The organism is Streptomyces sp. NPDC046887, assembly GCF_040644755.1.
Taxonomy (GTDB): domain Bacteria; phylum Actinomycetota; class Actinomycetes; order Streptomycetales; family Streptomycetaceae; genus Streptomyces; species Streptomyces lichenis.
In genome coordinates, this window is the sequence record NZ_JBEYXH010000043.1 from 38,362 (window position 1) to 60,054 (window position 21,693).

23 protein-coding genes, 1 tRNA gene and 1 riboswitch are annotated in these 21,693 nt (G+C 71.9%); of the genes, 9 read left to right on the forward strand and 15 right to left on the reverse strand.

All coding sequences use genetic code 11. The annotated features are described in order from the left end of the window. Positions 1-77: 77 nt before the first annotated feature. Positions 78-2,645: a transglycosylase domain-containing protein gene (locus ABZ945_RS28865; protein ID WP_361275355.1), complete on the forward strand. Its 2,568-nt coding sequence runs from the start codon at positions 78-80 to the stop codon at positions 2,643-2,645. A 63-nt stretch (positions 2,646-2,708) separates the two neighbouring features. Here the strand turns inward: ABZ945_RS28865 and ABZ945_RS28870 are convergent, their stop codons facing one another. The 3 genes from ABZ945_RS28870 to ABZ945_RS28880 all read right to left on the reverse strand — a co-directional run bounded on the left by ABZ945_RS28870 (position 2,709) and on the right by ABZ945_RS28880 (position 3,917). Continuing rightward, entirely contained in the window at positions 2,709-3,029 is a 321-nt protein-coding gene (locus tag ABZ945_RS28870) for a multidrug efflux SMR transporter (protein ID WP_361275357.1), read from the reverse strand. A gap of 56 nt (positions 3,030-3,085) precedes the next feature. Continuing rightward, positions 3,086-3,151, reverse strand: a riboswitch (guanidine-III (ykkC-III) riboswitch). A gap of 71 nt (positions 3,152-3,222) precedes the next feature. Continuing rightward, positions 3,223-3,561, reverse strand: coding sequence for a co-chaperone GroES (locus ABZ945_RS28875; RefSeq protein WP_361275360.1), 339 nt, complete (start codon positions 3,559-3,561; stop codon positions 3,223-3,225). A gap of 35 nt (positions 3,562-3,596) precedes the next feature. After that, the gene (locus ABZ945_RS28880; RefSeq protein ID WP_248631819.1) at positions 3,597-3,917 is read right to left on the reverse strand and encodes a DUF3618 domain-containing protein; all 321 of its coding nucleotides are present in this window, start codon (positions 3,915-3,917) and stop codon (positions 3,597-3,599) included. Positions 3,918-4,066: 149 nt separating this feature from the next. Between ABZ945_RS28880 and bcp the strand changes: the two genes are divergently transcribed. From bcp to ABZ945_RS28900, 4 genes are all read left to right on the forward strand, one after another. After that, on the forward strand, positions 4,067-4,534 hold the full coding sequence (gene bcp / locus ABZ945_RS28885; protein ID WP_361275363.1) for a thioredoxin-dependent thiol peroxidase: 468 nt from the start codon (positions 4,067-4,069) through the stop codon (positions 4,532-4,534). A gap of 173 nt (positions 4,535-4,707) precedes the next feature. After that, positions 4,708-6,216 carry a glycine betaine/L-proline transporter ProP gene (gene proP, locus ABZ945_RS28890; protein ID WP_361275366.1) on the forward strand — a complete coding sequence of 503 codons (1,509 nt, stop codon included), beginning with the start codon at positions 4,708-4,710 and terminating at the stop codon, positions 6,214-6,216. Positions 6,217-6,339: 123 nt separating this feature from the next. Next, positions 6,340-7,362: an HNH endonuclease gene (locus ABZ945_RS28895; RefSeq protein ID WP_361275369.1), complete on the forward strand. Its 1,023-nt coding sequence runs from the start codon at positions 6,340-6,342 to the stop codon at positions 7,360-7,362. 15 nt (positions 7,363-7,377) lie between these two features. After that, positions 7,378-7,464 (forward strand) — tRNA-Leu (locus ABZ945_RS28900). A 75-nt stretch (positions 7,465-7,539) separates the two neighbouring features. Here ABZ945_RS28900 and rdgB read toward each other — a convergent pair. The 4 genes from rdgB to ABZ945_RS28920 all read right to left on the reverse strand — a co-directional run bounded on the left by rdgB (position 7,540) and on the right by ABZ945_RS28920 (position 9,762). Further along, on the reverse strand, positions 7,540-8,142 hold the full coding sequence (gene rdgB, locus ABZ945_RS28905) for an RdgB/HAM1 family non-canonical purine NTP pyrophosphatase (RefSeq protein ID WP_361275371.1): 603 nt from the start codon (positions 8,140-8,142) through the stop codon (positions 7,540-7,542). A 34-nt stretch (positions 8,143-8,176) separates the two neighbouring features. Beyond that, the gene (locus ABZ945_RS28910; protein WP_361275374.1) at positions 8,177-8,575 is read right to left on the reverse strand and encodes a hypothetical protein; all 399 of its coding nucleotides are present in this window, start codon (positions 8,573-8,575) and stop codon (positions 8,177-8,179) included. A gap of 132 nt (positions 8,576-8,707) precedes the next feature. Next, a complete protein-coding gene (gene rph, locus ABZ945_RS28915; protein ID WP_361275377.1) occupies positions 8,708-9,439 on the reverse strand; it encodes a ribonuclease PH in 732 nt (243 codons plus the stop codon). 89 nt (positions 9,440-9,528) lie between these two features. Continuing rightward, positions 9,529-9,762: a PTS glucose/sucrose transporter subunit IIB gene (locus ABZ945_RS28920; RefSeq protein WP_105869475.1), complete on the reverse strand. Its 234-nt coding sequence runs from the start codon at positions 9,760-9,762 to the stop codon at positions 9,529-9,531. 274 nt (positions 9,763-10,036) lie between these two features. Between ABZ945_RS28920 and ABZ945_RS28925 the strand changes: the two genes are divergently transcribed. Together ABZ945_RS28925 and ABZ945_RS28930 are read left to right on the forward strand one after the other, a co-directional pair. After that, positions 10,037-11,299, forward strand: a complete 1,263-nt coding sequence (locus ABZ945_RS28925) for a PTS transporter subunit EIIC (protein WP_361275380.1) — start codon at positions 10,037-10,039, stop codon at positions 11,297-11,299. A gap of 397 nt (positions 11,300-11,696) precedes the next feature. Next, positions 11,697-13,109, forward strand: a complete 1,413-nt coding sequence (locus ABZ945_RS28930) for a PTS transporter subunit EIIC (protein WP_361275383.1) — start codon at positions 11,697-11,699, stop codon at positions 13,107-13,109. 126 nt (positions 13,110-13,235) lie between these two features. Here the strand turns inward: ABZ945_RS28930 and ABZ945_RS28935 are convergent, their stop codons facing one another. Then, entirely contained in the window at positions 13,236-13,988 is a 753-nt protein-coding gene (locus ABZ945_RS28935) for an MBL fold metallo-hydrolase (RefSeq protein WP_361275386.1), read from the reverse strand. A gap of 175 nt (positions 13,989-14,163) precedes the next feature. Here ABZ945_RS28935 and ABZ945_RS28940 point away from each other — a divergent pair, with 175 nt between their 5' ends. Next, positions 14,164-14,673 (forward strand): type II toxin-antitoxin system PemK/MazF family toxin, encoded by a 510-nt coding sequence (locus ABZ945_RS28940; RefSeq protein WP_361275388.1) that lies wholly within the window; start codon positions 14,164-14,166, stop codon positions 14,671-14,673. A gap of 83 nt (positions 14,674-14,756) precedes the next feature. On the opposite strand, the gene ABZ945_RS28945 is transcribed toward ABZ945_RS28940, so the two are convergent. The 5 genes from ABZ945_RS28945 to ABZ945_RS28965 form a co-directional block, all read right to left on the reverse strand. Continuing rightward, positions 14,757-15,707, reverse strand: a complete 951-nt coding sequence (locus ABZ945_RS28945; RefSeq protein WP_361275391.1) for a cysteine synthase — start codon at positions 15,705-15,707, stop codon at positions 14,757-14,759. Between the two features lie 6 nt (positions 15,708-15,713). After that, a complete protein-coding gene (locus tag ABZ945_RS28950) occupies positions 15,714-15,992 on the reverse strand; it encodes a MoaD/ThiS family protein (RefSeq protein ID WP_248631831.1) in 279 nt (92 codons plus the stop codon). A gap of 194 nt (positions 15,993-16,186) precedes the next feature. After that, positions 16,187-16,327, reverse strand: a complete 141-nt coding sequence (locus ABZ945_RS28955) for a putative leader peptide (protein ID WP_361275394.1) — start codon at positions 16,325-16,327, stop codon at positions 16,187-16,189. Positions 16,328-16,493: 166 nt separating this feature from the next. Next, positions 16,494-16,916: a M67 family metallopeptidase gene (locus ABZ945_RS28960; RefSeq protein ID WP_361275396.1), complete on the reverse strand. Its 423-nt coding sequence runs from the start codon at positions 16,914-16,916 to the stop codon at positions 16,494-16,496. Between the two features lie 85 nt (positions 16,917-17,001). Further along, a complete protein-coding gene (locus tag ABZ945_RS28965) occupies positions 17,002-18,444 on the reverse strand; it encodes an amidase (RefSeq protein ID WP_361275399.1) in 1,443 nt (480 codons plus the stop codon). A 127-nt stretch (positions 18,445-18,571) separates the two neighbouring features. On the opposite strand from ABZ945_RS28965, the gene ABZ945_RS28970 reads away from it, so the two are divergent. Beyond that, complete coding sequence (locus tag ABZ945_RS28970) at positions 18,572-19,174, forward strand: TetR/AcrR family transcriptional regulator (protein WP_361275402.1); 603 nt, start codon at positions 18,572-18,574, stop codon at positions 19,172-19,174. A gap of 143 nt (positions 19,175-19,317) precedes the next feature. On the opposite strand, the gene ABZ945_RS28975 is transcribed toward ABZ945_RS28970, so the two are convergent. Next, complete coding sequence (locus tag ABZ945_RS28975) at positions 19,318-20,748, reverse strand: amino acid permease (RefSeq protein WP_361275404.1); 1,431 nt, start codon at positions 20,746-20,748, stop codon at positions 19,318-19,320. A gap of 411 nt (positions 20,749-21,159) precedes the next feature. Then, on the reverse strand, positions 21,160-21,693 hold a 534-nt coding region (locus ABZ945_RS28980), incomplete at its 5' end, for a DUF2017 domain-containing protein (protein ID WP_361275407.1).

Below are 21,693 nucleotides of genomic sequence, written 5' to 3' on the forward strand. Positions count from 1 at the left end.
AGTCGGATAGGGACTGTAAGGCGCATAGGGCGGATATCGCAGACAAGCGGCATACGGCGGACGGAGCGGGCGGAGACATGAGCGACATGCCACTGAGCGACGTGCCATCGATGCCGGGGTGGCAGCCCCGCGATCCGAGCCTCGGCGGACCGGGCGGGGGCGGGCGGGCATTCCGTACCGGTCCGCGCGGCCAGGGGCGGCGGGCCGCACGCGCCGAGCGCCGGCGGCGCCGCAGACGCAGTGGCTGGCGGCGGCTGCTGCCCACCTGGCGGATGCTGCTGGGCGCCCTGCTCCTCGGCGCCGCGCTCCTGGTCGGCGGCTTCTTCCTCGGCTACCACCTGGTCGCCATCCCGCCCGCCAACGCCGCCGCCACCGCCCAGTCGAACGTCTACCTCTACAGCGACGGCACCCAGATCACCCAGGCGGGTGACGTCAACCGGGAGAGCGTGCCGCTGGCCCGCGTCCCGCGCTCCGTCCAGCACGCCGTGCTCGCCGCCGAGGACCGCGACTTCTACACCAAGCCCGCCGTGGACCCCGAGGCGATGGCCCGCGCGGCCTGGAACACCGTCACCGGCAAGGGCACCCAGGGCGGTTCCACCATCACCCAGCAGTACGTCAAGAACTACTACCTGGGCCAGGAACGCACCCTGCTGCGGAAGGTGAAGGAGTTCTTCATCTCCATCAAGCTGGACCGCGAGAAGTCCAAGGACGAGATCTTCGAGGGCTACCTCAACACCAGCTTCTACGGGCGCAACGCCTACGGCATCCAGGCCGCCGCCCGCGCCTACTACGGCAAGGACGTCCAGCAACTCGACCCCGCCGAGGGCGGCTACCTCGCCACCCTGCTCAACGCCCCCAGCGCCTACGACGTGACCGCGCACCCCGCCAACCTGGACAAGGCGATGCGGCGCTGGTCCTACGTCATGGACGCCATGGTCGGCGAACGCTGGCTCAGCCGCGCCGACCGGGCCGACGCCACCTTCCCCACCCCCTACGAGTCCGAGGCCACCACCGGGGTGTCCGGACAGCGCGGCTACCTCGTCCAGGCCGTCGGCCAGTACCTCACCGAACGCGGCATCGTGGACCGGGAGACCCTGCGGCAGGGCGGCTTCCGCATCACCACCACCATCCAGCGGGCCAAGCAGGAGGCGCTGGTCCAGGCCGTCGACAACCAGGTGATGTCCCGGCTCGACGGCTCCAACGAGACCGACCGCTACCTACGGGTCGGCGGCGCCTCGGTCGACCCCGCCACCGGCCGGGTCCTCGCCATGTACGGGGGCTTCGACTACACCCGGCAGTACGTCAACAACGCCACCCGCCGCGACTACCAGGTGGGCTCCACCTTCAAGCCGTTCGTCTTCGCCGCCGCCGTGCACAGCGGCGCCCGCACCCAGGACGGCGAGCGCATCACCCCCGAGACCATGTACGACGGCGCCAACAAGCGCCCGGTGCAGGGCTGGCGGGGCAAGGCCTACGCCCCGGGCAACGAGGACGACGTCGACCACGGCCCGATCAGTGTGCGCACCGCCACCGACCGGTCCGTCAACGCCGTCTACGCCCAGCTCGCCGTGGACGTCGGCCCGGCCAAGGTCGAGCAGACCGCCATCGGGCTCGGGCTGCCCGCCGACACCCCCGACCTCAACCCCTCCCCCTCCATCGCGCTCGGCCCCGCCACCGCCAGCGTCCTCGACATGGCCGAGGCCTACGCCACCCTCGCCAACCACGGCCGGCACGGCGAGTACACCCTGGTGCGGAAGGTCGAGCGGCTCGGTGGCGGGCGGGGCGGCCACCCGGCCGGCGAGGAGGTGAAGCTGCCCAGGTCGCGCACCCGGCAGGCGGTCAGCCGGGAGGCCGCCGACACCACCACCGCGATGCTGCGCAGCGTCGTCCAGGACGGCACCGGCTCCGCCGCCCAGGCGGCCGGCCGCCCCGCCGCCGGCAAGACCGGCACCGCCGAGCACGATCGGGCGGCCTGGTTCGCCGGCTACACCCCGGACCTGGCGACCGTGGTCACGGTCATGGGCCAGGACCCGGAGACCGGGGCGCAGAAGTCGCTGTACGGGGCGCTGGGCGAGGACCGGATGAACGGCGGCGGGACCCCCGCGCAGATCTGGGGCGACTACACCCGGATGGCGCTCAGCGGCACCCCGCCCCGGGGGTTCGACCTCCAGGTGGCGGAGGGCATGGAGGTACGCGGCGAGGACCCGCGCGAGGACCGGGACCCCCGCGCCACCGGCGAGGAAGCGGAAGCGGAAGCCGGTGAGCCGCGCGGCGCCTACCGCCCCGACGGCCCGTCCGCGAACCCGAGCGCGGGTACCGGGCGGGACCCGGGCGGGCGCACCGGAGGAGGCGCGCCCTCGGGCCCGCCCGGCGGCGCCTCACCGGACACCGGCGACGGCCGCCCGCGCGGCGGTACGGGGGCCGGTGGCGGTACGGGGACCTGGGGCGGTACCGGTGGGGGCGGGCCGCACCAAAACGCCGGGCCCGGCCCGGACCCTGTCACGGGCCATGGGCCGGACGGCGGGCCCGAGGCGGGCGGCGGCGGCCCGCTGACCGGGATCCCCGCCTCGGCCGCGTACCGCCCGCCGGCGCCCGTCCCGGACGGCGGCGCCGAAAGCCCGGGCGGACCGCCCCCGGCCCCGTAGGCGGTAGGCGGTAAGCGCGGGCGGAACCGCCCAGTGCACCGGTGACCGTCGGCGCGGGGCCGCTCAGTGCCCCGAGGTCGCCTTCAGGCCCACCACGGCGACCAGCAGCAGGCAGACGAAGAAGATCCGCGCGGCGGTCACCGGCTCGTTCAGCACCAGCATCCCGACCACGGCGGCGCCCGCCGCGCCGATGCCGACCCACACCCCGTACGCCGTGCCGATGGGCAGCGTCTTCGCCGCCTGCGCCAGCAGCACCATGCTGGCGACGATCCCCAGCCCGGTCAGCACACTCGGCCACAGCCGGGTGAACCCATCGGTGAACTTCATCCCGATCGACCAGGCGACTTCCAGCACACCGGCGACGATCAGCAGGACCCAGGCCATGACGGCACCTCCGAGAGACGACAGAGACGACAGAGACGACACACACGAACGGCGGTTGTGCGTCGTCTTGTCCTGACCCGGTACGGCGCGTCTCGTCGGGGTCCCTCCACCGTAGCAACAGCCGGCAGCGGAGGAGGGCGGCGGGACCGGTGGCCTCCGCCACCCTCCCTGCCGCCCTCCTGGGACCCGGGTCCTACAGATACAGCCCGGTCGAGTCCTCCGTGCCCTCGAAGCGGTCCGCCGCCACCGCGTGCAGATCGCGCTCCCGCATCAGTACGTACGCCGTGCCGCGCACCTCGACCTCGGCGCGGTCCTCGGGGTCGTACAGCACCCGGTCGCCCGGCTCCACGGTGCGGACGTTCTGCCCGACCGCGACCACGTCCGCCCAGGCCAGCCGGCGGCCGACGGCGGCGGTCGCCGGGATCAGGATGCCGCCGCCCGAACGCCTCTCGCCCTCGGGGGTGTCGTTCCGGACCAGCACGCGGTCGTGCAGCATCCGGATGGGCAGCTTGTCGTGGGTGTTCTCGCTCACCGTACGAACCTACCTGCTGCCTCGCGGCGCCGTGCTCAGTCCTTGCGGCGGCGGGAGGAGAGGGCCAGCAGGCCGACCAGGCCGACGGCGAGCAGCGCCACCGGCACCACCCGCTCCAGCCGCGGGGCGCCGTCCTCCGTGGTGAACCGGGCCTTCACATCGGTCACCACCCGGTTGACGGCGACGAAGGCGCGGCCCGCGGTCTCGTCCACCGCCGAGGCGACCTTGGCCTTGGCGTCGCCCATGATGGTGCTGGGGTGCATCCGCACCCCGATCTCGTCGAGCGTGACGGCGAGCTGCTCGCGCCGGCGGACGATGTCCGCCTCGATCTGCGCAGGGGTCCTGGCGTCCGACACCGCGCTGCCTCCGTGTGGTCGTGAGTCCCGGGGACTGACTAGTTGGACTGGTGAAGTGCTGCACAGTCTGGCAGCTCGGCCGCCCGGTGACGGTCGGCGACCCCCGTTAGGCTCTCCAGCGCGTACCCGAGAAGCGATGGAGAAGCCCCATGAGCGAGCGACTGCAGCCCGGCGACACCGCCCCCGCCTTCACCCTGCCCGACGCCGACGGCAACGAGGTCTCGCTCGCGGACCACCGCGGCCGCAAGGTGATCGTCTACTTCTACCCGGCCGCGCTCACCCCCGGCTGCACCAAGCAGGCCTGCGACTTCACCGACAACCTGGAGCTGCTGGCCGGGGCTGGGTACGACGTCATCGGGGTGTCCCCGGACAAGCCGGAGAAGCTGGCGAAGTTCCGGGAGCAGGAGGACCTGAAGGTCACCCTGGTCGCCGACCCGTCGAAGGAGACGCTGGAGGCGTACGGGGCCTTCGGCGAGAAGAAGCTGTACGGCAAGACGGTGACCGGGGTCATCCGCTCCACGGTGGTCGTGGACGAGGAGGGCAAGGTCGAGCGGGCGCTGTACAACGTGAAGGCCACCGGCCATGTCGCGAAGATCATCAAGGACCTCGGCGTCTGAGCCGCCGCGTCCTTCGCTCGCTGTGACCGAAGTCCCACTCCCGGGGGACTTCGGTTTGCGGATGCCACGACCGAGCAGATGTTCCCTTCGGACTGATCGGCGGACTGCGCGCGACAGTCCGCGCGCCGGGCTGACTCCCAGCCCGGGCGAGTCCAGGGAAAGGAACCCGCTCCATGGCGGCCACCGGCCCGGAGCAGCAGCAGACGGCCGACCCCGCGGCGATCAGACGGCATCGGGTCCTCTTCCGCACCATCCACCAGCGGAAGAACCCCAAGCTGCGGCGGTCGGACATCACCATCACCGACCAGTCGGCGGTCAAGCGAGCCGTGAAGGCGGCCTCTCTGGGCAACGCCATGGAGTGGTTCGACTTCGGTATCTACAGCTACCTGGCGGTGACCATCGGGCGGGTCTTCTTCCCGTCCGGGAACGACACCGCGCAGCTGCTGTCCTCGTTCGCCACGTTCGCCGTCGCCTTCCTGGTGCGGCCGCTCGGCGGAATGGTCTTCGGCCCGATGGGCGACCGGATCGGCCGCAAGAAGGTCCTCGCCCTGACGATGATCATGATGGCGATCGGCACCTTCGCGATCGGGCTGATCCCGTCGTACGCCTCCATCGGCTGGTTCGCCCCGGCGCTGCTGATCCTCTTCCGGCTGGTCCAGGGCTTCTCCACCGGCGGTGAGTACGGCGGGGCGTCCACCTTCATCGCCGAGTACGCGCCGGACAAGCGGCGCGGGTTCTTCGGCAGCTTCCTGGAGTTCGGCACCCTGGCCGGGTATGTGGGCGCGGCCGGGCTGGTCACCGCGCTGACGGCGGTCCTCGGGGACGCCGCCATGGAGGATTGGGGCTGGCGGGTGCCGTTCCTGGTGGCCGGTCCGCTCGGACTGGTCGGTCTGTACCTGCGGCTGAGGCTGGACGAGACGCCGGCGTTCCAGAAGCTGGAAGACGCCTCCGCGGGCGCCTCCTCCGAGGCGGCGGACACCGTGGAGACCACCGCCAAGGGCGACCTGGGCCGGATCTTCCGCGACTACTGGCCGACGCTGATCCTCTGCATCGCCCTGGTCGGGGCGTACAACGTCACCGACTACATGCTGCTGTCCTATATGCCGACGTACCTCTCGGACGAGCTCGGCTACAGCGCCACCCACGGACTGCTGATCCTGCTGGGCGTGATGGTCTTCCTGATGCTGATCATCAACCAGGTCGGCAAGCTCAGCGACCGCTTCGGGCGCAAGCCGCTGCTGATGGCGGGCATGCTCGGCTTCCTGGTCCTCTCCGCCCCGGCGTTCCTGCTCATCGGCGACGGCAGCATCCTCGCCATCACCGCGGGCATGCTGATGCTCGGCCTCTCCCTGGTCTGCCTGCTGGGCACCATGTCGGCCGCGCTCCCCGCGCTCTTCCCGACCCGGGTGCGGTACGGCTCCCTGTCGGTCGGCTACAACCTCTCCGCCTCCCTCTTCGGCGGCACCACCCCGCTGGTGATCACCGCCCTGATCGGCGCCACCGGCAGCAACCTGATGCCGGCGTACTACTCGATGGCCGCCGCGCTGGTCGGCGTGATCGCCGTCGCCTGTATGAAGGAGACGGCCCAGCAGCCACTGGACGGCTCCCCGCCCTCCGTCTGCACCAAGGAGGAGGCCGCCGAACTGGTCCAGGCCCAGGCCGGCCCCGAGCCCAAGTACTGACGCCTGGCACTCTCCCCGCCCGTACGACGAATCCGCCCGCCGAGTGACCTTCGGCGGGCGGATTCGTTTGCCCGTACGAGACCGCGAACGGGCGGTCGAGGAACGGGGACAAGGGGGCGCGTCGTGGGCGTGCGCAGGTACACGGACGAGCGGCTGGCGGAGGCCGTGGCGGCGGCCCGGGGGTGGGCGGACCTGATGCGCCGCCTCGGGCTGAACCCCAGCGGCGGGCAGCGCCGGGTGCTCCAGGAGCGGGTGGCCGCCCAGGGCCTCGATACGGGCCACTTCGCCAAGGTCAGCCCCTGGCGGAAGTACCCGGACACCGCGATCGCGGCCGCCGTGGCGTCCTCCACCACCCTCCGGGAGGTGGTCCTCAAGCTGGGTGCGACCCCGGCGACCGGCACGCTCTCCCATATCCGGCGCCGTATCGCCGCCCTCGGCCTGGACACCAGCCACTTCCCGGGGCTGAACAGCACCCCGGTCGAGCTGCCGTTCACCGCCGAGGAGCTGCGGGCGGCCGCCGCCTCGGCGGACTCCATGCGCGGCGCGGCCCGGCGGCTCGGCATCCCGGACGACAGCCGCTCCCGTGCCGCGCTCGGCCGGATGCTGCGCCAACACGGCATCGACACCGGCCACTTCCGCAATGCCCGGCTTACGCTCCCCGAGGCGGAGCTGCGGACGGCGGTCGCCGAGGGGAGCAGCTACGCGGATGTGCTGCGGGCCCTGGGGCTCGCCGTCACCCAGGTCAACCATCGGCGGGTACGGAACAAGGTGGCCGACCTGGGGCTCGGCACCGGTCACTTCACGCGCCGCCCCTGGGGTGCGACCCGGGTACCCCGACCTCGTACGGCGGCGACCGCCGTCCTGCGGGTCCACCCCACCGGTTCGGCGCGGGTCAACCGCGAGCGGCTGCACCGGGCCCTCCAGGAGATCGGCGTCCCGTACGCCTGCGCCGCCTGCGGCAACACCGGTGAGTGGCGAGGGCAGCCCTTGACCCTCCAGATCGACCACGTCAACGGTGACTGGCTCGACAACCGCCCCGCCAACCTGCGCTACCTGTGCCCGAATTGCCATGCGACCACCGACACCTGGTGCCGGAAGCGCTCATCGGGCAGTGGAGGCATTACTCCCGGGCCCCGCCTCCGTTAGCATGGCTGTCACCACGCGGCCGTGGCGTAACTGGCAGCCGCACCTGTTTTAGGGGCAGGCGGGGTAACACCCATGTGGGTTCGAGTCCCACCGGCCGCACCAGCGCAAGGCGCGGCACCACTTCGGTGCCGCGCCTTCGGCGTACCCAGGCCTTCGGCCTTCGTGCCCCAGGCCGGCTCAGCCCAGCAGCTCACGCACCACCGGCACCAGCCCGCGGAACGCCTTGCCGCGGTGGCTAATGGCGTTCTTCTCGGCGGGGGTGAGTTCGGCGCAGGTGCGGGGGGAGCCGTCGGGCTGGAGGATCGGGTCGTAGCCGAAGCCGCCGGTGCCGGCGGGGGTGGTGCGCAGGGTGCCGGTGAGGCGGCCTTCGACGACGCGTTCGGTGCCGTCGGGGAGGGCGAGCGCGGCGGCGCAGGCGAAGTGGGCGGCGCGGTGGGGCGGGGTGATGTCGCCGAGCTGGGCGAGCAGCAGGTCGAGGTTGGCCTGATCGTCGCCGTGGGTGCCGGACCAGCGGGCGGAGAAGATGCCGGGGGCGCCGCCGAGGATGTCGACGCAGAGGCCGGAGTCGTCGGCGACGGCGGGCAGTCCGGTGGCCTGGGCCAGGGCGTGCGCCTTGAGCAGGGCGTTCTCCGCGAAGGTGGTGCCGGTCTCCTTGACGTCGGGGATCTCGGGGTAGGCGTCGGCGCCGACGAGTTCGTGGTCGAGGCCGGCCTCGGCGAGGATGGCGCGGAGTTCGGTGATCTTCCCGGCGTTGCGGGTGGCGAGGATCAGGCGGGTCATGGAGTCAGTATGACCAGCGACAACGGCTGCGGGGCTACGGGGTGCAGACCTTGGTGATCTCGCCGGCGGCGTCGGTGACGGGGGCGAGGTCGGGGGTGGTGTCGCCGGCGTCGACGGCGGTGCGGACGTTATCGACGGCGCGGCCGAGGTCGTCGATGGCCTGGGAGAGGTCGGCGTTGCCGGTGCTGTCCTTGATGTTGCCGAGTTCGCGGTCGATGGTGTCGAGGTTCTCGGCGAGCTGGGTGGGGTCGTCGGCGTTGCCGGCGGCCTGGCCGAGGTTGGTGACGCTGGTGGCGATGGCGTCGGCGGTGCGGGCGCAGCCGAGGGCGGTGTCGACGGCGGAGCAGCCGATGGCGGCGGTGAGGGCGAGCGCGGCGGTGGCGGTGAGCAGGGCCGCGGTGGTGCGGCGGTGCGGGCGGGTGCTGCGGCGCATGGTCGGGTCCTCCCCCGGTGCCCGGTCGCGGACGGTCCGCGGCGGTGGACGGGCGTACGGTGTCGAAGCCGTACGCCCGTGTCCGTGAAGACGCCAGCGGGGGGCTGGGCGGTTGCCGGGTGGCGGCCGGCCTCAGAGGGTGGTGGCGAGGGCTTCGCGCTGGAGGGCGGCGAGGTCGGCGCAGCCGGCGGTGGCGAGGTCGAGGAGCGCGCCCAGTTCCTTGCGGTCGAAGGGCTCGGCCTCGGCGGTGCCCTGGACCTCCACGAAGCGGCCGTCGCCGGTGCAGACGACGTTCATGTCGGTGTCGGCGCGGACGTCCTCCTCGTAGCGGAGGTCGAGCAGCGGGGTGCCGTCCACGATGCCGACGGAGACGGCGGAGACGGTGTCGATGAGGGGCTTGCGGCCGGCCTTGACGAGCTTCTTGCCCTGGGCCCAGGTGATGGCGTCGGCGAGGGCGACATAGGCGCCGGTGATGGCGGCGGTGCGGGTGCCGCCGTCGGCCTGGAGGACGTCGCAGTCAAGGACGATGGTGGTCTCGCCGAGGGCCTTGTAGTCGATGACGGCGCGGAGGGAGCGGCCGATGAGGCGGCTGATCTCGTGGGTGCGGCCGCCGATCTTGCCGCGGACGGATTCGCGGTCGCCGCGGGTGTTGGTGGCGCGGGGCAGCATGGCGTACTCGGCGGTGACCCAGCCTTCGCCGCTGCCCTTGCGCCAGCGGGGGACGCCCTCGTTGACGGAGGCGGTGCAGAGGACCTTGGTGTCGCCGAAGGAGACGAGGACGGAGCCTTCTGCGTGCTTGCTCCAGCCGCGTTCGATGGTGACGGGGCGGAGCTGTTCGGGGGTGCGGCCGTCGATGCGAGACATGGGCGAGAGCCTAGCCCGTGATGGCGAAGGGCCCGTTCCGGATGTCCGGAACGGGCCCTTGGCCGCTGGTCAGTGCGCGACCGCGCTGCTCACATCATGTCTTCGATGTCGGCGGCGATGGGGTCGGCGTCGGTGCCGATGACGACCTGGATGGCGGTGCCCATCTTGACGACGCCGTGGGCGCCGGCGGCCTTGAGGGCGGCCTCGTCGACCTTGGAGGGGTCCAGGACCTCGGTGCGGAGGCGGGTGATGCAGCCTTCGACCTCTTCGATGTTCTCGATGCCGCCGAGCCCGGCGACGATCTTCTCAGCCTTGGTGGCCATGGTCTCTCCCTGTGGATCGCGGCTCGTCAGGAGCACGTGGACGGGGTCGGCGCGGTGGTCGCGGCCCGGTCCGGGTTGTCACGGTAACTCACGGTTGGCCCATCTACGCGCGCGAGGTGGGGCCTCGTGGCGAAGGATGGCGGTCACCGGTTCCCGGCCGCGTACGGTGTCGTGCCGGCCGCGCGGCGCGGTGGTGTGAGCCCCGCCGGGAGCCTACCGCAACTGGTCTACACCAGTAGGGGCCCTCCGGGGTCACGGGAGGTCGAGGTCGCCGATGAGCACCGACAGCGCCGCCGCGCCGAGGCGTACCTGGCGCAACGGATTGTTCCAGGGCCTGCAGAAGGTGGGGCGCAGTCTGCAGCTGCCGGTGGCGGTGCTGCCGGCGGCGGGTCTGCTGGTGAGTCTGGGCAACCTGTTCTCGGCGTATCTGCACGGGGCGTTCTGGGACAAGACGGCGCTGGTGCTGACCAACGGCGGCACGGCGATCCTGGACGGGCAGATGGGGCTGCCGCTGCTGTTCTGCATCGGGGTGGCGATCGGCTTCGCCAAGAAGGCGGACGGTTCGACGGCGCTGGCGGCGGTGGTCGGCTTCCTGGTCTACTTCAACGTCCTGAAGGCGTTTCCGCAGGCGGGGACGGTGACCGACGAGGTCCCGGCGGGCGTTCCGCAGAACCCGGGGGTGCTGGGCGGGATCCTGATCGGGCTGCTGACGGCGGTGGTGTGGCAGCGCTTCCACCGCACCAAGCTGGTGGACTGGCTGGGGTTCTTCAACGGCCGGCGGCTGGTGCCGATCATCATGGCGTTCCTCTGTGTGGTGCTGGGGGTGCTGTTCGGGCTGCTGTGGGAGCCGGTCGGGGACGCGCTGACCTGGTTCGCCCGGCAGTTGATCGGGCTGGGTGCCTGGGGCGCGGGGATCTTCGGGGTGGCCAACCGCTTGCTGATCCCGATCGGGATGCACCAGTTCCTGAACACCTTCTTCTGGTTCCAGGCCGGTGAGTTCACCAAGCCGGACGGTTCGGTAGTGCAGGGCGATCTGACCCGGTTCTTCGCGGAGGACCCCTCGGCGGGGCAGTTCATGTCGGGCTTCTTCCCGATCATGATGTTCGGCCTGCCGGCGGCGGCGCTGGCGATCGCACACTCGGCCCGCCCGGAGCGCCGCAAGGAGGTGGCGGGGCTGATGCTGTCGGTGGCGCTGACCTCGTTCGTCACCGGGGTGACGGAGCCGCTGGAGTTCTCCTTCATGTTCGCGGCGCCGCTGCTGTACGGGCTGCACGCGCTGCTGACGGGTGCCTCGATGGCGATCACCTGGGCGCTGGGGGTGCACGCGGGGTTCAGCTTCTCGGCGGGGCTGATCGACTACGTGGTGAACTGGCACCTGGACACCAAACCGTGGCTGATCATCCCGATCGGGCTCTGCTTCGCGGTCGTCTACTACGTACTGTTCCGCTTCCTCATCGCAAAGTTCGACATCCCGGTGCCGGGGCGCGAGCCGGAGGAGCTGGGCGAGCAGCTGGACCGGGACGCGACCAAGCCGTAGCGGGAGCCGGACCCGTACCCGGCCGGGGCGCGCCCCGCACCCGGCGAGCGGAGCCGGTGAGCGGAGCCGGTGCCTCCGCCGGTGGGCGGAGCAGTGCGCGGCAGCCGCTAGGCTCGGGGGCGAACGGCCTCCATGGCCCCTGGACCTGCGGGTTCGGGGGCTTCTTGGTGTGCGCCGGAAGGGGGCCCGGAGATGTGTCCGTGTCGCGTACGAAGGGTGCGCACGCCGTCACGATTTCGCAGGTTCCTTATCTATCCCCGACCGTGCTACAACTGGTCTACACCACCCAATGGTGTAGACCACGCGGCCGGTTGACCGCCGCGTTCCCCGTTCTGAGACGCCGCCTTCCCCCTTCTTCCCGATGCCCGGGCGGCGCCTTGCCCACTGGAGGAAGTTGATGTCCACGGCCACCGCCCCCAAGGCGGAGCAGAAGAAGAAGGGTGCCGGCGCGATGGCTGTCATGCAGCGCATCGGCCGCAGCCTGATGCTGCCGGTCGCCGTGCTGCCCGCCGCCGCCCTCCTGGTGCGGTTCGGCCAGCCCGACATGCTCGGCAAGGAGTCGTTCCCCACCTTCATCACCAAGATCGCCGGTTATATGGCGGCCGGTGGCGGGGCGCTGCTGGACAACATGGCCCTGCTGTTCGCCGTCGGCATCGCCATCGGCTTCGCCAAGAAGTCGGACGGCTCGACCGCGCTGGCGGCCGTCGTCGGCTACCTGGTCTTCAAGAACGTGCTGGCCACCTTCACCGACCCCAACCTGGCGAAGATAGCCAAGGTCGTGGACGGCAAGATCGTCATGGTCGAGGCCCCGGTGGACGCCAAGGTCCTCGGCGGCGTGGTCATGGGCATCGTGGTCGCCCTGCTGTACCAGAAGTTCTACCGCACCAAGCTTCCCGACTGGGCCGGCTTCTTCGGCGGCCGCCGACTGGTCCCGATCCTCTCCGCCTTCGCCGGCCTGGTCATCGGCATCGTCTTCGGCCTGATCTGGCCGTGGCTCGGCACCGGTCTGCACAACCTGGGTGAGCGGCTGGTCGGCTCGGGCGCCGTCGGCGCCGGCATCTTCGGTGTCGCCAACCGCGCGCTGATCCCGGTCGGCATGCACCACCTGCTGAACAGCTTCCCCTGGTTCCAGGCCGGCACCTACGAGGGCAAGAGCGGCGACATCGCCCGCTTCCTGGCCGGTGACCCGAGCGCCGGGCAGTTCATGACCGGCTTCTTCCCGATCATGATGTTCGCCCTGCCGGCCGCCTGCCTCGCCATCGTGCACTGCGCCCGCCCCGAGCGCCGCAAGGTCGTCGGCGGCATGATGTTCTCGCTCGCGCTGACCTCCTTCGTCACCGGCGTGACCGAGCCGATCGAGTTCACCTTCATGTTCATCGCCCCGGTGCTGTACGCCGTCCACGCGGTGCTCACCGGTGTCTCGATGGCGCTGACCTGGGCGCTCGGCATGAGGGACGGCTTCGGCTTCTCGGCCGGCGCGGTGGACTTCCTGCTCAACCTGGGCATCGCCTCCAAGCCGTGGATGCTCGCCCTGGTCGGCCTGGCCTTCGCGGCGGTCTACTACGCGGTCTTCCGCTTCGCGATCATCAAGTTCAACCTGCCCACCCCGGGCCGTGAGCCCGAGGGCGAGGCCGAGGCGGTCGTGGACGCCACCCAGGCGGAGAAGCCGGCCAAGGGCGCGAAGAGCGAGGCCGCTGCCGCTGAGTCGGAGAAGGTCCGGGCCGAGAAGGCCGAGGACGCCAAGGGCGCCGAGGGCGCTACGGACTCCAAGGACGCGAAGGCCGACGGCACGGCCGACGCCAAGGCGTAACCGGCGGCGCACCGCGCCCCCACCGCCCCGTATCGCAGCCGAAGGCCCCCGGCGCCGCACACCGCGGCACCGGGGGCCTTCGGCCGTCACCGGCCTCGTATCGCTCGGATACCGCTCGGAAACCGCTCAGATCTCGTAGACCGCGCCCGGCCGGGCCAGCTCGGCCGGGCCGTCGTAGACCGCGCGGGCGTCGGCGAGGTTGCGCTCGGCGTCGGTCCACGGCGGAATGTGCGTCAGCACCAGCCGCCCCGCCTTGGCCCGGGCCGCGTGCTGCCCGGCCTCCCGGCCGTTGAGGTGCAGGTCGGGGATGTCCTCCTTGCCGTGCGTGAAGGACGCCTCGCAGAGGAAGAGGTCGGTGCCGGCGGCCAGCGCGTCCAGCTCCGGGCAGACCCCGGTGTCCCCGGAGTACGTCAGCGATCGGCCGCCGTGCTCGACGCGGATGCCGTACGCCTCGACCGGATGGCACACCTTCTCCGTACGCACCCGGAACGGGCCGATGTCGAACGAGCCCGAGCCCAGGGTGCGGAAGTCGAAGACCTCGCTCATCGACTTCTCGGAGGGCGTGTCCGCGTACGCCGTGGTCAGCCGCTCCTCGGCGCCGTCCGGCGCGTACACCGGGATGGCCGGACAGCGGCCGCCCTCGTGGCGGTAGTAGCGGGCCACGAAGTAGCCGCACATGTCGATGCAGTGGTCGGCGTGCAGATGGCTGAGGAAGATCGCGTCGAGGTCGTACAGACCGATGTGGCGCTGCAACTCGCCCAGGGCGCCGTTGCCCATGTCGAGGAGCAGCCGGAAGCCGTCGGCCTCTACGAGGTAGCTCGAACAGGCCGATTCCGCGGACGGGAACGACCCCGAGCAGCCGACGACGGTGAGCTTCATGGAGCGTGAACCTCCGTGGACGTAAGCCGGGCAGGCGCTGAGAGGGGAGGTCGTGCGGTTTACCGAGCGTAAGGCGCGCCCTACTCCGCCGCTCCTCCGGGCGCCCCCGTTGTGGGGGAACTCACCTGCGCTGTCACCGGTTCGGGGGGCGCCGGCCCCTTGTACCGTGACCTCCGTGGACACGTCGTGGTGGCCGGCGCTGGGCGCCGTGGTGGTACTGGCGGCCGTGGCCGCCGTGGTGGACGGACTGGGGCGCGGAGGCAAGCGTTCCGCCCGCCGGCCGGGCGGTCGGACCCGTCCGCCGGGGCGGCCCCCCGGCCGGTCGCCGCGGACCCGGGAGCCGCAGCGGAAGAAGGCGAAGCAGGCCCCGGGGCGGTCGCCGTCGGCCGGTGAGGTCTGGTGGGCCCAGGTGCCCTACGAGGACGGGCCCGGGTCCAAGGACCGGCCCTGCCTGGTGCTCACGGTGCGGGACGGCGAGGCGCTGGTCGCCAAGATCACCACCCGCTACCGGGACGGCCGGCCGGGGGTCATCGCGCTGCGCCCCGGTTCGGTGGGCGACACCCGGGGCCGGCCGAGCTTTCTGGAGACGGAGGAGCTGCGGGAGGTGCCGCTCGGCTCCTTCCGGCGCCGGGTGGGCCCGGTGGACCCGCTGGTCTGGGACCGGGTGCGGCACCTGTCGGCGTAGCTGCCGGCTGCGGCGACTGTCGGCCTGGATACCAGCGACGGGCTCTGTCGGCGTCGCTGCCGGCTGCGGCGGGGGCTACGGGGCTAAGCCCAGAGCTGGCCGTGCAGGGTCTCGATGGCCTCTTCGGTGGTGGCCGCGGTGTAGACGCCGGTCGACAGGTACTTCCAGCCGCCGTCGGCGACCACGAACACGATGTCGGCGCTCTCCCCGGCCTTGACCGCCTTCTTCCCCACCCCGATCGCGGCGTGCAGCGCGGCACCGGTGGACACCCCGGCGAAGATGCCCTCCTGCTGGAGCAGTTCCCGGGTACGGGTGACCGCGTCCGCGGAGCCCACCGAGAAGCGGGTGGTCAGCACCGAGGCGTCGTACAGCTCGGGCACGAACCCCTCGTCGAGGTTGCGCAGCCCGTAGACCAGGTCGTCGTAGCGGGGCTCGGCGGCCACGATCTTCACGTCCGGCTTGTGCTCGCGCAGATAGCGGCCGACACCCATCAGGGTGCCGGTGGTGCCGAGCCCGGCCACGAAGTGGGTGACCGAGGGCAGGTCGGCCAGGATCTCCGGGCCGGTGGTGGCGTAGTGGGCGCCGGCGTTGTCGGGGTTGCCGTACTGGTAGAGCATCACCCAGTCGGGGTGCTGCCCGGACAGCTCCTTCGCCACCCGCACCGCCGTGTTGGAGCCGCCGGCCGCCGGGGAGGAGATGATCTCCGCGCCCCACATGGCGAGCAGGTCGCGCCGCTCCTGGGAGGTGTTCTCCGGCATCACGCAGACGATGCGGTAGCCCTTGAGCCTGGCCGCCATCGCCAGCGAGATACCGGTGTTGCCGCTGGTGGGTTCGAGGATGGTGCAGCCGGGGGTGAGCCGGCCGTCCTTCTCCGCCTGCTCGATCATGTGCAGGGCCGGACGGTCCTTGACCGAGCCGGTCGGGTTGCGGTCCTCTAGCTTGGCCCAGACGCGCACGTCCGCCGAGGGCGACAGACGGGGCAGCCGGACCAGCGGGGTGTTCCCGACGGCGGCGAGGGGGCTGTCGTAGCGCATTCCCGGTCAGCGCATTCCGCCGGCGACCGCCGGGAGGATGGTGACGTTGTCGCCGTCGGACAGCTTGGTGGAGATGCCGTCCAGGAAGCGGACGTCCTCGTCGTTGAGGTAGACGTTCACGAACCGGCGCAGCTGCTCGCCGTCGACGATGCGCTCCCGGATGCCCGCGTACCGGGTGTCGAGGTCGGCGAAGAGGTCGGCAAGGGTGTCCCCGCTGCCTTCGACGGCCTTCGCGCCGTCGGTGTAGGTGCGGAGGATGGTCGGGATGCGGACCTCGATGGCCATGGCGGGCTCCTGTTCGAAGAAGAGAACGTGAACGTGGGTGACGGTGGGGGCGGTGCGGTACGCGGAGGGGCTCCGGTCGCGGTACGGCGGTCCGGTGACCCATGGTGCCGGGCGGCCACCGGATCGCGCGGCATGGCGGTCGGCGGCGGCGTCCTCCGGCGTACGGTCCGGGGTTCCGGGGCGGGCGCCGCCGGTCAGACGGCGCCGGGCAGGTGGGCCGCGCCCGGGGGGCCGGGCGGACAGATGGCGCTGGCCAGACGGCAGAGGTCGACGTGCAGGCGCGCCACGAGCAGGACACTCCCTGCCGCGGTCTCAGTCACGTCGATGGCAACCATGCGCTCATCGTATCGATTCCCGGTCCGCCTTTCGGAACACCGTCTCGGATCCCGGACGCCACCCGCTCACCATCCGGATACCGGCGTCGGAATCCGGCCGCCGGGGCGCGAGACCGCGTCCGGGGACCAGCCTCGGGACCGCGGGATCCCGCCCAGGGACCGGGCCTCAGTAGGCGTCCACGACCCGTACGTCCTCCTCCGTGATCTCCCCGTCCACGATCCGGAACGAGCGGAACTGGAACGGCCCCGCCCCGTCGGTGTCGGCGGTGGAGACCAGGACGTAGTGGGCGCCGGGCTCGCCCGCGTAGGAGACGTCGGTGCGCGAGGGGTAGGCCTCGGTGGCGGTGTGCGAGTGGTAGACGACCACCGGCTCCTCGTCGCGGTCGTCCATCTCGCGGTACAGCTTCAGCAGGTCGCCGGAGTCGAACTCGTAGAAGGTGGGCGAGCGGGCGGCGTTGAGCATCGGGATGAAGCGCTCGGGACGGCCGGTGCCGGCCGGGCCCGCGACGACGCCGCAGGCCTCGTCCGGGTGGTCCTCGCGCGCGTGCGCGACGATCTGGTCGTGGAGGGCCCGTGTGATGGTCAGCATGGGCTCAGAATAGGCCGCGCCCCCCGGGCCGCCCCGGGCCCGGTCCGGACGGTGGTACGGGCTTGGGCAGGACCCGTCGGCCGCCTCAGGGGCGCGGGTCGATCGGGGCGAGGATGCCGAGGCGGTCCTCGACCGCCTGCGCGGCGGCCAGGCACAGGTCCTCGCGGAACGCCCGCCCCACCAGCTGCACCCCCGTCGGCAGTCCGCCGGCCGTCCCGGTGGGCACCGCCACCGCGGGCACCCCGGCGAAGCTGGTCACCGTGCACAGCCGCATGGCGGCCGCCACCCGCTCGCGCCCCGCCTCGTCCCGGGACTCCAGACCCGGCTCGACCGGCGGCTCGGTGAACACCGGGCCGAGCAGCAGCGGATAGGTGTCCAGGAACTCCGCCCAGGAGCGGCGAATGGACGCCCAGGTGCCGGTCAGCGCGACCAGTTCGGCGGCGGAGACCGGCGGGGTGCGCTCCATGGCCCGGGCGATATAGCGGTCGCCGCCCTCGCCGAGCAGGGTCCGCACCACCGGCCAGCTCGGCGCGAACTCGGTGACGGTGAGCTTCCCGTACACCTCCAGCGCCTCGTCCAGCCGCGGTACGTCGGCCACCTCCCGTATCTCGTACCCGGCGTCCCGCAGCGCACCGGCCGCCGCCTCCACCGCGGACCGTACGGCCGGGTGGACGCCATGGCCGCCGGGGTCGGCGACGACGGCGACCCGTACCGGGCCGGGCAGCGGCTCCCCGTACAGCGGGGCGGGCACCGCGCGGGGGTCGCGCGGATCGGTGCCGGCCAGCACCTCGTACGCCGCCCGCAGATCGGCGACCGTGCGGGCCAGCGGGCCGTCCTTGACCAGCGCCTGGGCGGCCGGGCCGGGGTCGTCGGGGCCGATGACCCGCTGGTCGGCGGGGAACCGCCCGGTGGTCGGGTTCAGCGCGGCCACCCCGCAGAAGGAGGCCGGGATCCGGACCGAGCCGCCGGAGTCGTTGCCCAGTCCGAGGGCGGCCATCCCGGCGGCCACGGCCACCCCGTCGCCGCCGCTGCTGCCGCCCGGGGTGCGTTGCGGGTTCCAGGGGTTGACGGTGTCCCCGTACAGCTCGCTGCGGGTGTGCATCCCGGCCAGGATCAGGGTCGGCATATTGCTGTGGCCGATCGGGATGGCGCCGGCCGCCCGCAGCCGGGCCACCGGGAGGGCGTCCGCCTTCGCCACCAGCTCGCGGAAGCGCGGGGTGCCGAAGGTGGTGGGGACGCCCTCAATCGGGGTGCACTCCTTCACCGTGAACGGGACGCCGGCCAGCGGTCCCAGCCGCTCGCCGGCGGCCCGGCGCCGGTCGGTCGCCGCGGCGGCCTCCCGGGCCCGCTCGGCCAGCAGCCGGGTGACCGCGTTCAGCCGGGGGTTGACCTCGGCGACGCGCTCCAGATGGCTGTCCACCAGCTCGGCGGCGGTCACCTCACCGCGCCGGACCGCCGCCGCCTGCTCGACGGCCGGCAACCGCCACAGCGCCGCCGTCCCACTCCCCGTACCCGATGACATCCTCATGCCTCCCTGTCCCGCACCCCGTCCCGATACGCGCGTATCGGAACCTCGTGGCGCCGAGCATAACCCGGTACCGATACGCTCGCATCGGAAAAAGCCCATACAGGCCCATACAGGAGGAGGGAGGGGCATGCCCAGGCAGGTGGACCAGGAGGAGCGACGGCGGCGGATCGCCGATGCCGTCTGCGCGCTGACGGAGGAGGGCGGGCTGGAGGGGGTGACCCTGCGGGATGTGGCCGTCCGGGCGGACATCTCCCTGGGGGCGGTGCAGCGCTGCTTCCGCACCAAGGAGGAGATGCTGCTCTTCGCGGTGGAGGCGGTCGGCGGGCGGATCATCGCCCGGGTGCGCGCCCGGCTGACCGCCGGTCCGGCCCAGTCGGCGGCCACCGCGCTGGGGCACGCGGCCGGCGAGGTGGCGCTGGTGCGCGCGGAGCACCGGGCGGAGGCCCGTATCTGGCTGGCCTTCCTCGCCCAGGCGGCGGTGAGCCCACCGCTCGCCGAACATCTGCGCACCGGGTACGCGGCGCTCCAGGGGCTCTTCGCCCGGCTGATCGAGGAGGCGGTGGCGCGCGGCACGGGCGCCGCGCTCGACCCGGAGCGGGAGGCGCGGACCCTGCTGGCGCTCGCGGACGGGCTCACCGCCCAGGTACTGGTCGGGCACCTCACCGAGCGGGCCGCCGAGGAGGTGCTGGACGCCCAGCTGGCGCGGCTCTGGGCCGGGCCGGCCCGATGACGAACGGATACGGAACGGGCCCGACGAAATACGGAACAGGCCCGACGGATACGGAACGGGCCCTTCCGTACCAGTCGGTGGTACGGAAGGGCCCGAATGCCGATACGGCTCGCCACGGCACCGCTACGGGGCCGGGGTCCGGCTCAGCGGTTGAAGGCGGCGCCCTCGGGGTTGCGGCGCTTGAGCACCAGGTAGGAGACGCCCAGGATGAGCGCCCACAGCGGGGCGCAGTACAGCGAGACCCGGGCCTCGGCGTCCACGCCCATCATCACGATCACGCCGAAGATGAACAGCAGGGCGAACCAGCTGGTGAACGGCGCTCCGGGGGCCTTGAACTCGGACTGCGGCAGCTCGCCGCGGTCGGCCTTGGCCCGGTAGCGGATCTGGGCGACCAGGATCATGATCCAGGCCCACATGCCGGAGATGGTGGCGAAGGAGACGACCTTGTCGAAGGCGTCACCGGGCCACTGGTAGTTGATCCACACGCCGACGAGCATCAGCGCGGCGGAGAAGGTGGTGCCGACCAGCGGGGTGCCGGTCTTGGTCAGCTTGGTGAAGACCTTGGGGCCCTGGCCGTTGAGGGCGAGGTCGCGCAGCATCCGGCCGGTGGAGTACATCCCGGAGTTGCAGGAGGACAGCGCCGCGGTGAGCACCACGAAGTTGACGATGGCCGCGCCGACGCCGAGGCCCATCTGCTCGAAGGCGGCGACGAACGGCGAGATGCCGGGCTGGAAGTGGGTCCACGGCACCACGGACAGGATCATGATCAGCGCGCCGACGTAGAAGACGGCGATGCGCCACGGCACGGTGTTGATGGCCTTGGGCAGGGTGGTCTTCGGGTCCTTGGACTCGCCGGCGGTGACACCGACCAGCTCGACCGCCAGGAAGGCGAACATCACGATCTGCAGGGTCATCACGGTGCCGCCGATGCCCTTGGGGAAGAAGCCGCCCTCGGACCACAGCAGGGTCATCGAGGCGGTGTCCCCGGCGTCGGAGAAGCCGATGGTGAGGATGCCGGCGCAGATCAGGATCATGCCGATGATGGCGGTGACCTTGACCATGGAGAACCAGAACTCCAGCTCACCGAAGAGCTTCACGGAGATCAGGTTGGCGCCGTACAGGATGATCGTGAAGATCAGCGCGGAGACCCACTGCGGGATGTTCCACCAGTAGGTCATATAGGTGGCGGCGGCGGTCACCTCGGTGATGCCGGTGACCACCCAGAACAGCCAGTACGTCCAGCCGGTGACGAAGCCGGCGAAGGGGCCGACGAACTCGCGGGCGTACTCCGAGAAGGAGCCCGACACCGGGCGGTACATCAGCAGCTCGCCGAGCGCCCGCATGATGAAGAAGATGACGAGGCCCGCGACGGCGTACGCCAGGATGAGGCTCGGTCCGGCCTTGGAGATGGCCTTGCCCGCCCCGAGGAAGAGCCCGGTCCCGATGGCGCCGCCGATGGCGATCATCTGGATCTGCCGGGCGCCCAGGCCCCGCTGGTAGCCCTCGCCCTCGCCGGACCCGGTGCCCGCGGCGTCGCCGCCGCCCTGCTGCTTGTCGACCTGCACTGAGGCCATGGTGTGGTGCGCCTTTCTCCACGCTGATCCGCGCCGACGACTGTCTCGGCAGCGGACCAGGTCCTGATCCCCCCGGATATGGATGGAGTGCCGCCGGCGGTCAGCCGGCGAAGCGCACCCGGGCGACAGGGGTGGCGTTGCCCGGGCGATCGTGCAGGTGTATCACGGCGAGGATGATGATCAACTGATACGACTGTGGCACAGCTCACCGAAAGAAGCGGACAGAAGTGTCCGTAGCGGCGCACACCGGGACAGTCTGGTAATCCGATCGTTATACGGATTTGAGCGTCCGCTGAGCGAACACCCCCCGACGCACATCGAGGCCTCAGCGAACAGCCCGCGAGGCGGGCCGCGGCTCGCATCACGGCCTCAGCGAACCTCCCGCGAGGCCCGAGCGCGGCCCGGCGCGGCTTACATCAGGGTCTCGACCAGCGTCTCCTGGAGGGCGCCGAGCCAGAGGTACGCCATCACCATCGGCTTGCGCGGATCGGAGTCGGGCAGCCGGTAGAGCCGGTCGCTCTCCTCGTCGTCGGCGATCTCCAGCCGAGTGCCGATGGTCAGCCGCAGGTCGTTCAGCGCGCCCAGCCAGTGGCGGGAGTCGTCGGCGGTCAGCTTCAGCACCGCCACCCCCTCCCCGGCGGCCCCGAGGGCGTCCAGGTTGCGCACCACCGCGAGGACGTCGGCGCGCTTGCGGTCCCGCAGATCGGTCTCGGTGAACCGGCGGAACTCGGCGGAGGCCGCGCGCAGCTCCTCGTCGTCGTCCGCGTAGGCGTTGGGGAAGAGCCGGGCCAGCGCCGGGTCGGAGGGCGGCTCGCTGGGGCCCTCGCGGAACAGCCCGGCGAGCGGGTCCTCCCCCACCGGCGGCTCGTCACCCGGGCCGATCAGCTCCAGCAGCTGGACGGCGAGCGAGCGGAGGATGGAGATCTCGACCTCGTCGAGCGGTAC

Excerpts from the sequence above, each read along its gene's own strand:
- ABZ945_RS28865 (WP_361275355.1), top strand. The coding sequence starts at position 78 with ATGAGCGACATGCCACTGAGCGACGTGCCATCGATGCCGGGGTGGCAG.
- ABZ945_RS28870 (WP_361275357.1), bottom strand. The coding sequence starts at position 3,029 with ATGGCCTGGGTCCTGCTGATCGTCGCCGGTGTGCTGGAAGTCGCCTGG.
- bcp (WP_361275363.1), top strand. The coding sequence starts at position 4,067 with ATGAGCGAGCGACTGCAGCCCGGCGACACCGCCCCCGCCTTCACCCTG.
- proP (WP_361275366.1), top strand. The coding sequence starts at position 4,708 with ATGGCGGCCACCGGCCCGGAGCAGCAGCAGACGGCCGACCCCGCGGCG.
- rdgB (WP_361275371.1), bottom strand. The coding sequence starts at position 8,142 with ATGACCCGCCTGATCCTCGCCACCCGCAACGCCGGGAAGATCACCGAA.
- ABZ945_RS28910 (WP_361275374.1), bottom strand. The coding sequence starts at position 8,575 with ATGCGCCGCAGCACCCGCCCGCACCGCCGCACCACCGCGGCCCTGCTC.
- rph (WP_361275377.1), bottom strand. The coding sequence starts at position 9,439 with ATGTCTCGCATCGACGGCCGCACCCCCGAACAGCTCCGCCCCGTCACC.
- ABZ945_RS28920 (WP_105869475.1), bottom strand. The coding sequence starts at position 9,762 with ATGGCCACCAAGGCTGAGAAGATCGTCGCCGGGCTCGGCGGCATCGAG.
- ABZ945_RS28925 (WP_361275380.1), top strand. The coding sequence starts at position 10,037 with ATGAGCACCGACAGCGCCGCCGCGCCGAGGCGTACCTGGCGCAACGGA.
- ABZ945_RS28930 (WP_361275383.1), top strand. The coding sequence starts at position 11,697 with ATGTCCACGGCCACCGCCCCCAAGGCGGAGCAGAAGAAGAAGGGTGCC.
- ABZ945_RS28935 (WP_361275386.1), bottom strand. The coding sequence starts at position 13,988 with ATGAAGCTCACCGTCGTCGGCTGCTCGGGGTCGTTCCCGTCCGCGGAA.
- ABZ945_RS28945 (WP_361275391.1), bottom strand. The coding sequence starts at position 15,707 with ATGCGCTACGACAGCCCCCTCGCCGCCGTCGGGAACACCCCGCTGGTC.
- ABZ945_RS28950 (WP_248631831.1), bottom strand. The coding sequence starts at position 15,992 with ATGGCCATCGAGGTCCGCATCCCGACCATCCTCCGCACCTACACCGAC.
- ABZ945_RS28955 (WP_361275394.1), bottom strand. The coding sequence starts at position 16,327 with ATGGTTGCCATCGACGTGACTGAGACCGCGGCAGGGAGTGTCCTGCTC.
- ABZ945_RS28960 (WP_361275396.1), bottom strand. The coding sequence starts at position 16,916 with ATGCTGACCATCACACGGGCCCTCCACGACCAGATCGTCGCGCACGCG.
- ABZ945_RS28965 (WP_361275399.1), bottom strand. The coding sequence starts at position 18,444 with ATGAGGATGTCATCGGGTACGGGGAGTGGGACGGCGGCGCTGTGGCGG.
- ABZ945_RS28970 (WP_361275402.1), top strand. The coding sequence starts at position 18,572 with ATGCCCAGGCAGGTGGACCAGGAGGAGCGACGGCGGCGGATCGCCGAT.
- ABZ945_RS28975 (WP_361275404.1), bottom strand. The coding sequence starts at position 20,748 with ATGGCCTCAGTGCAGGTCGACAAGCAGCAGGGCGGCGGCGACGCCGCG.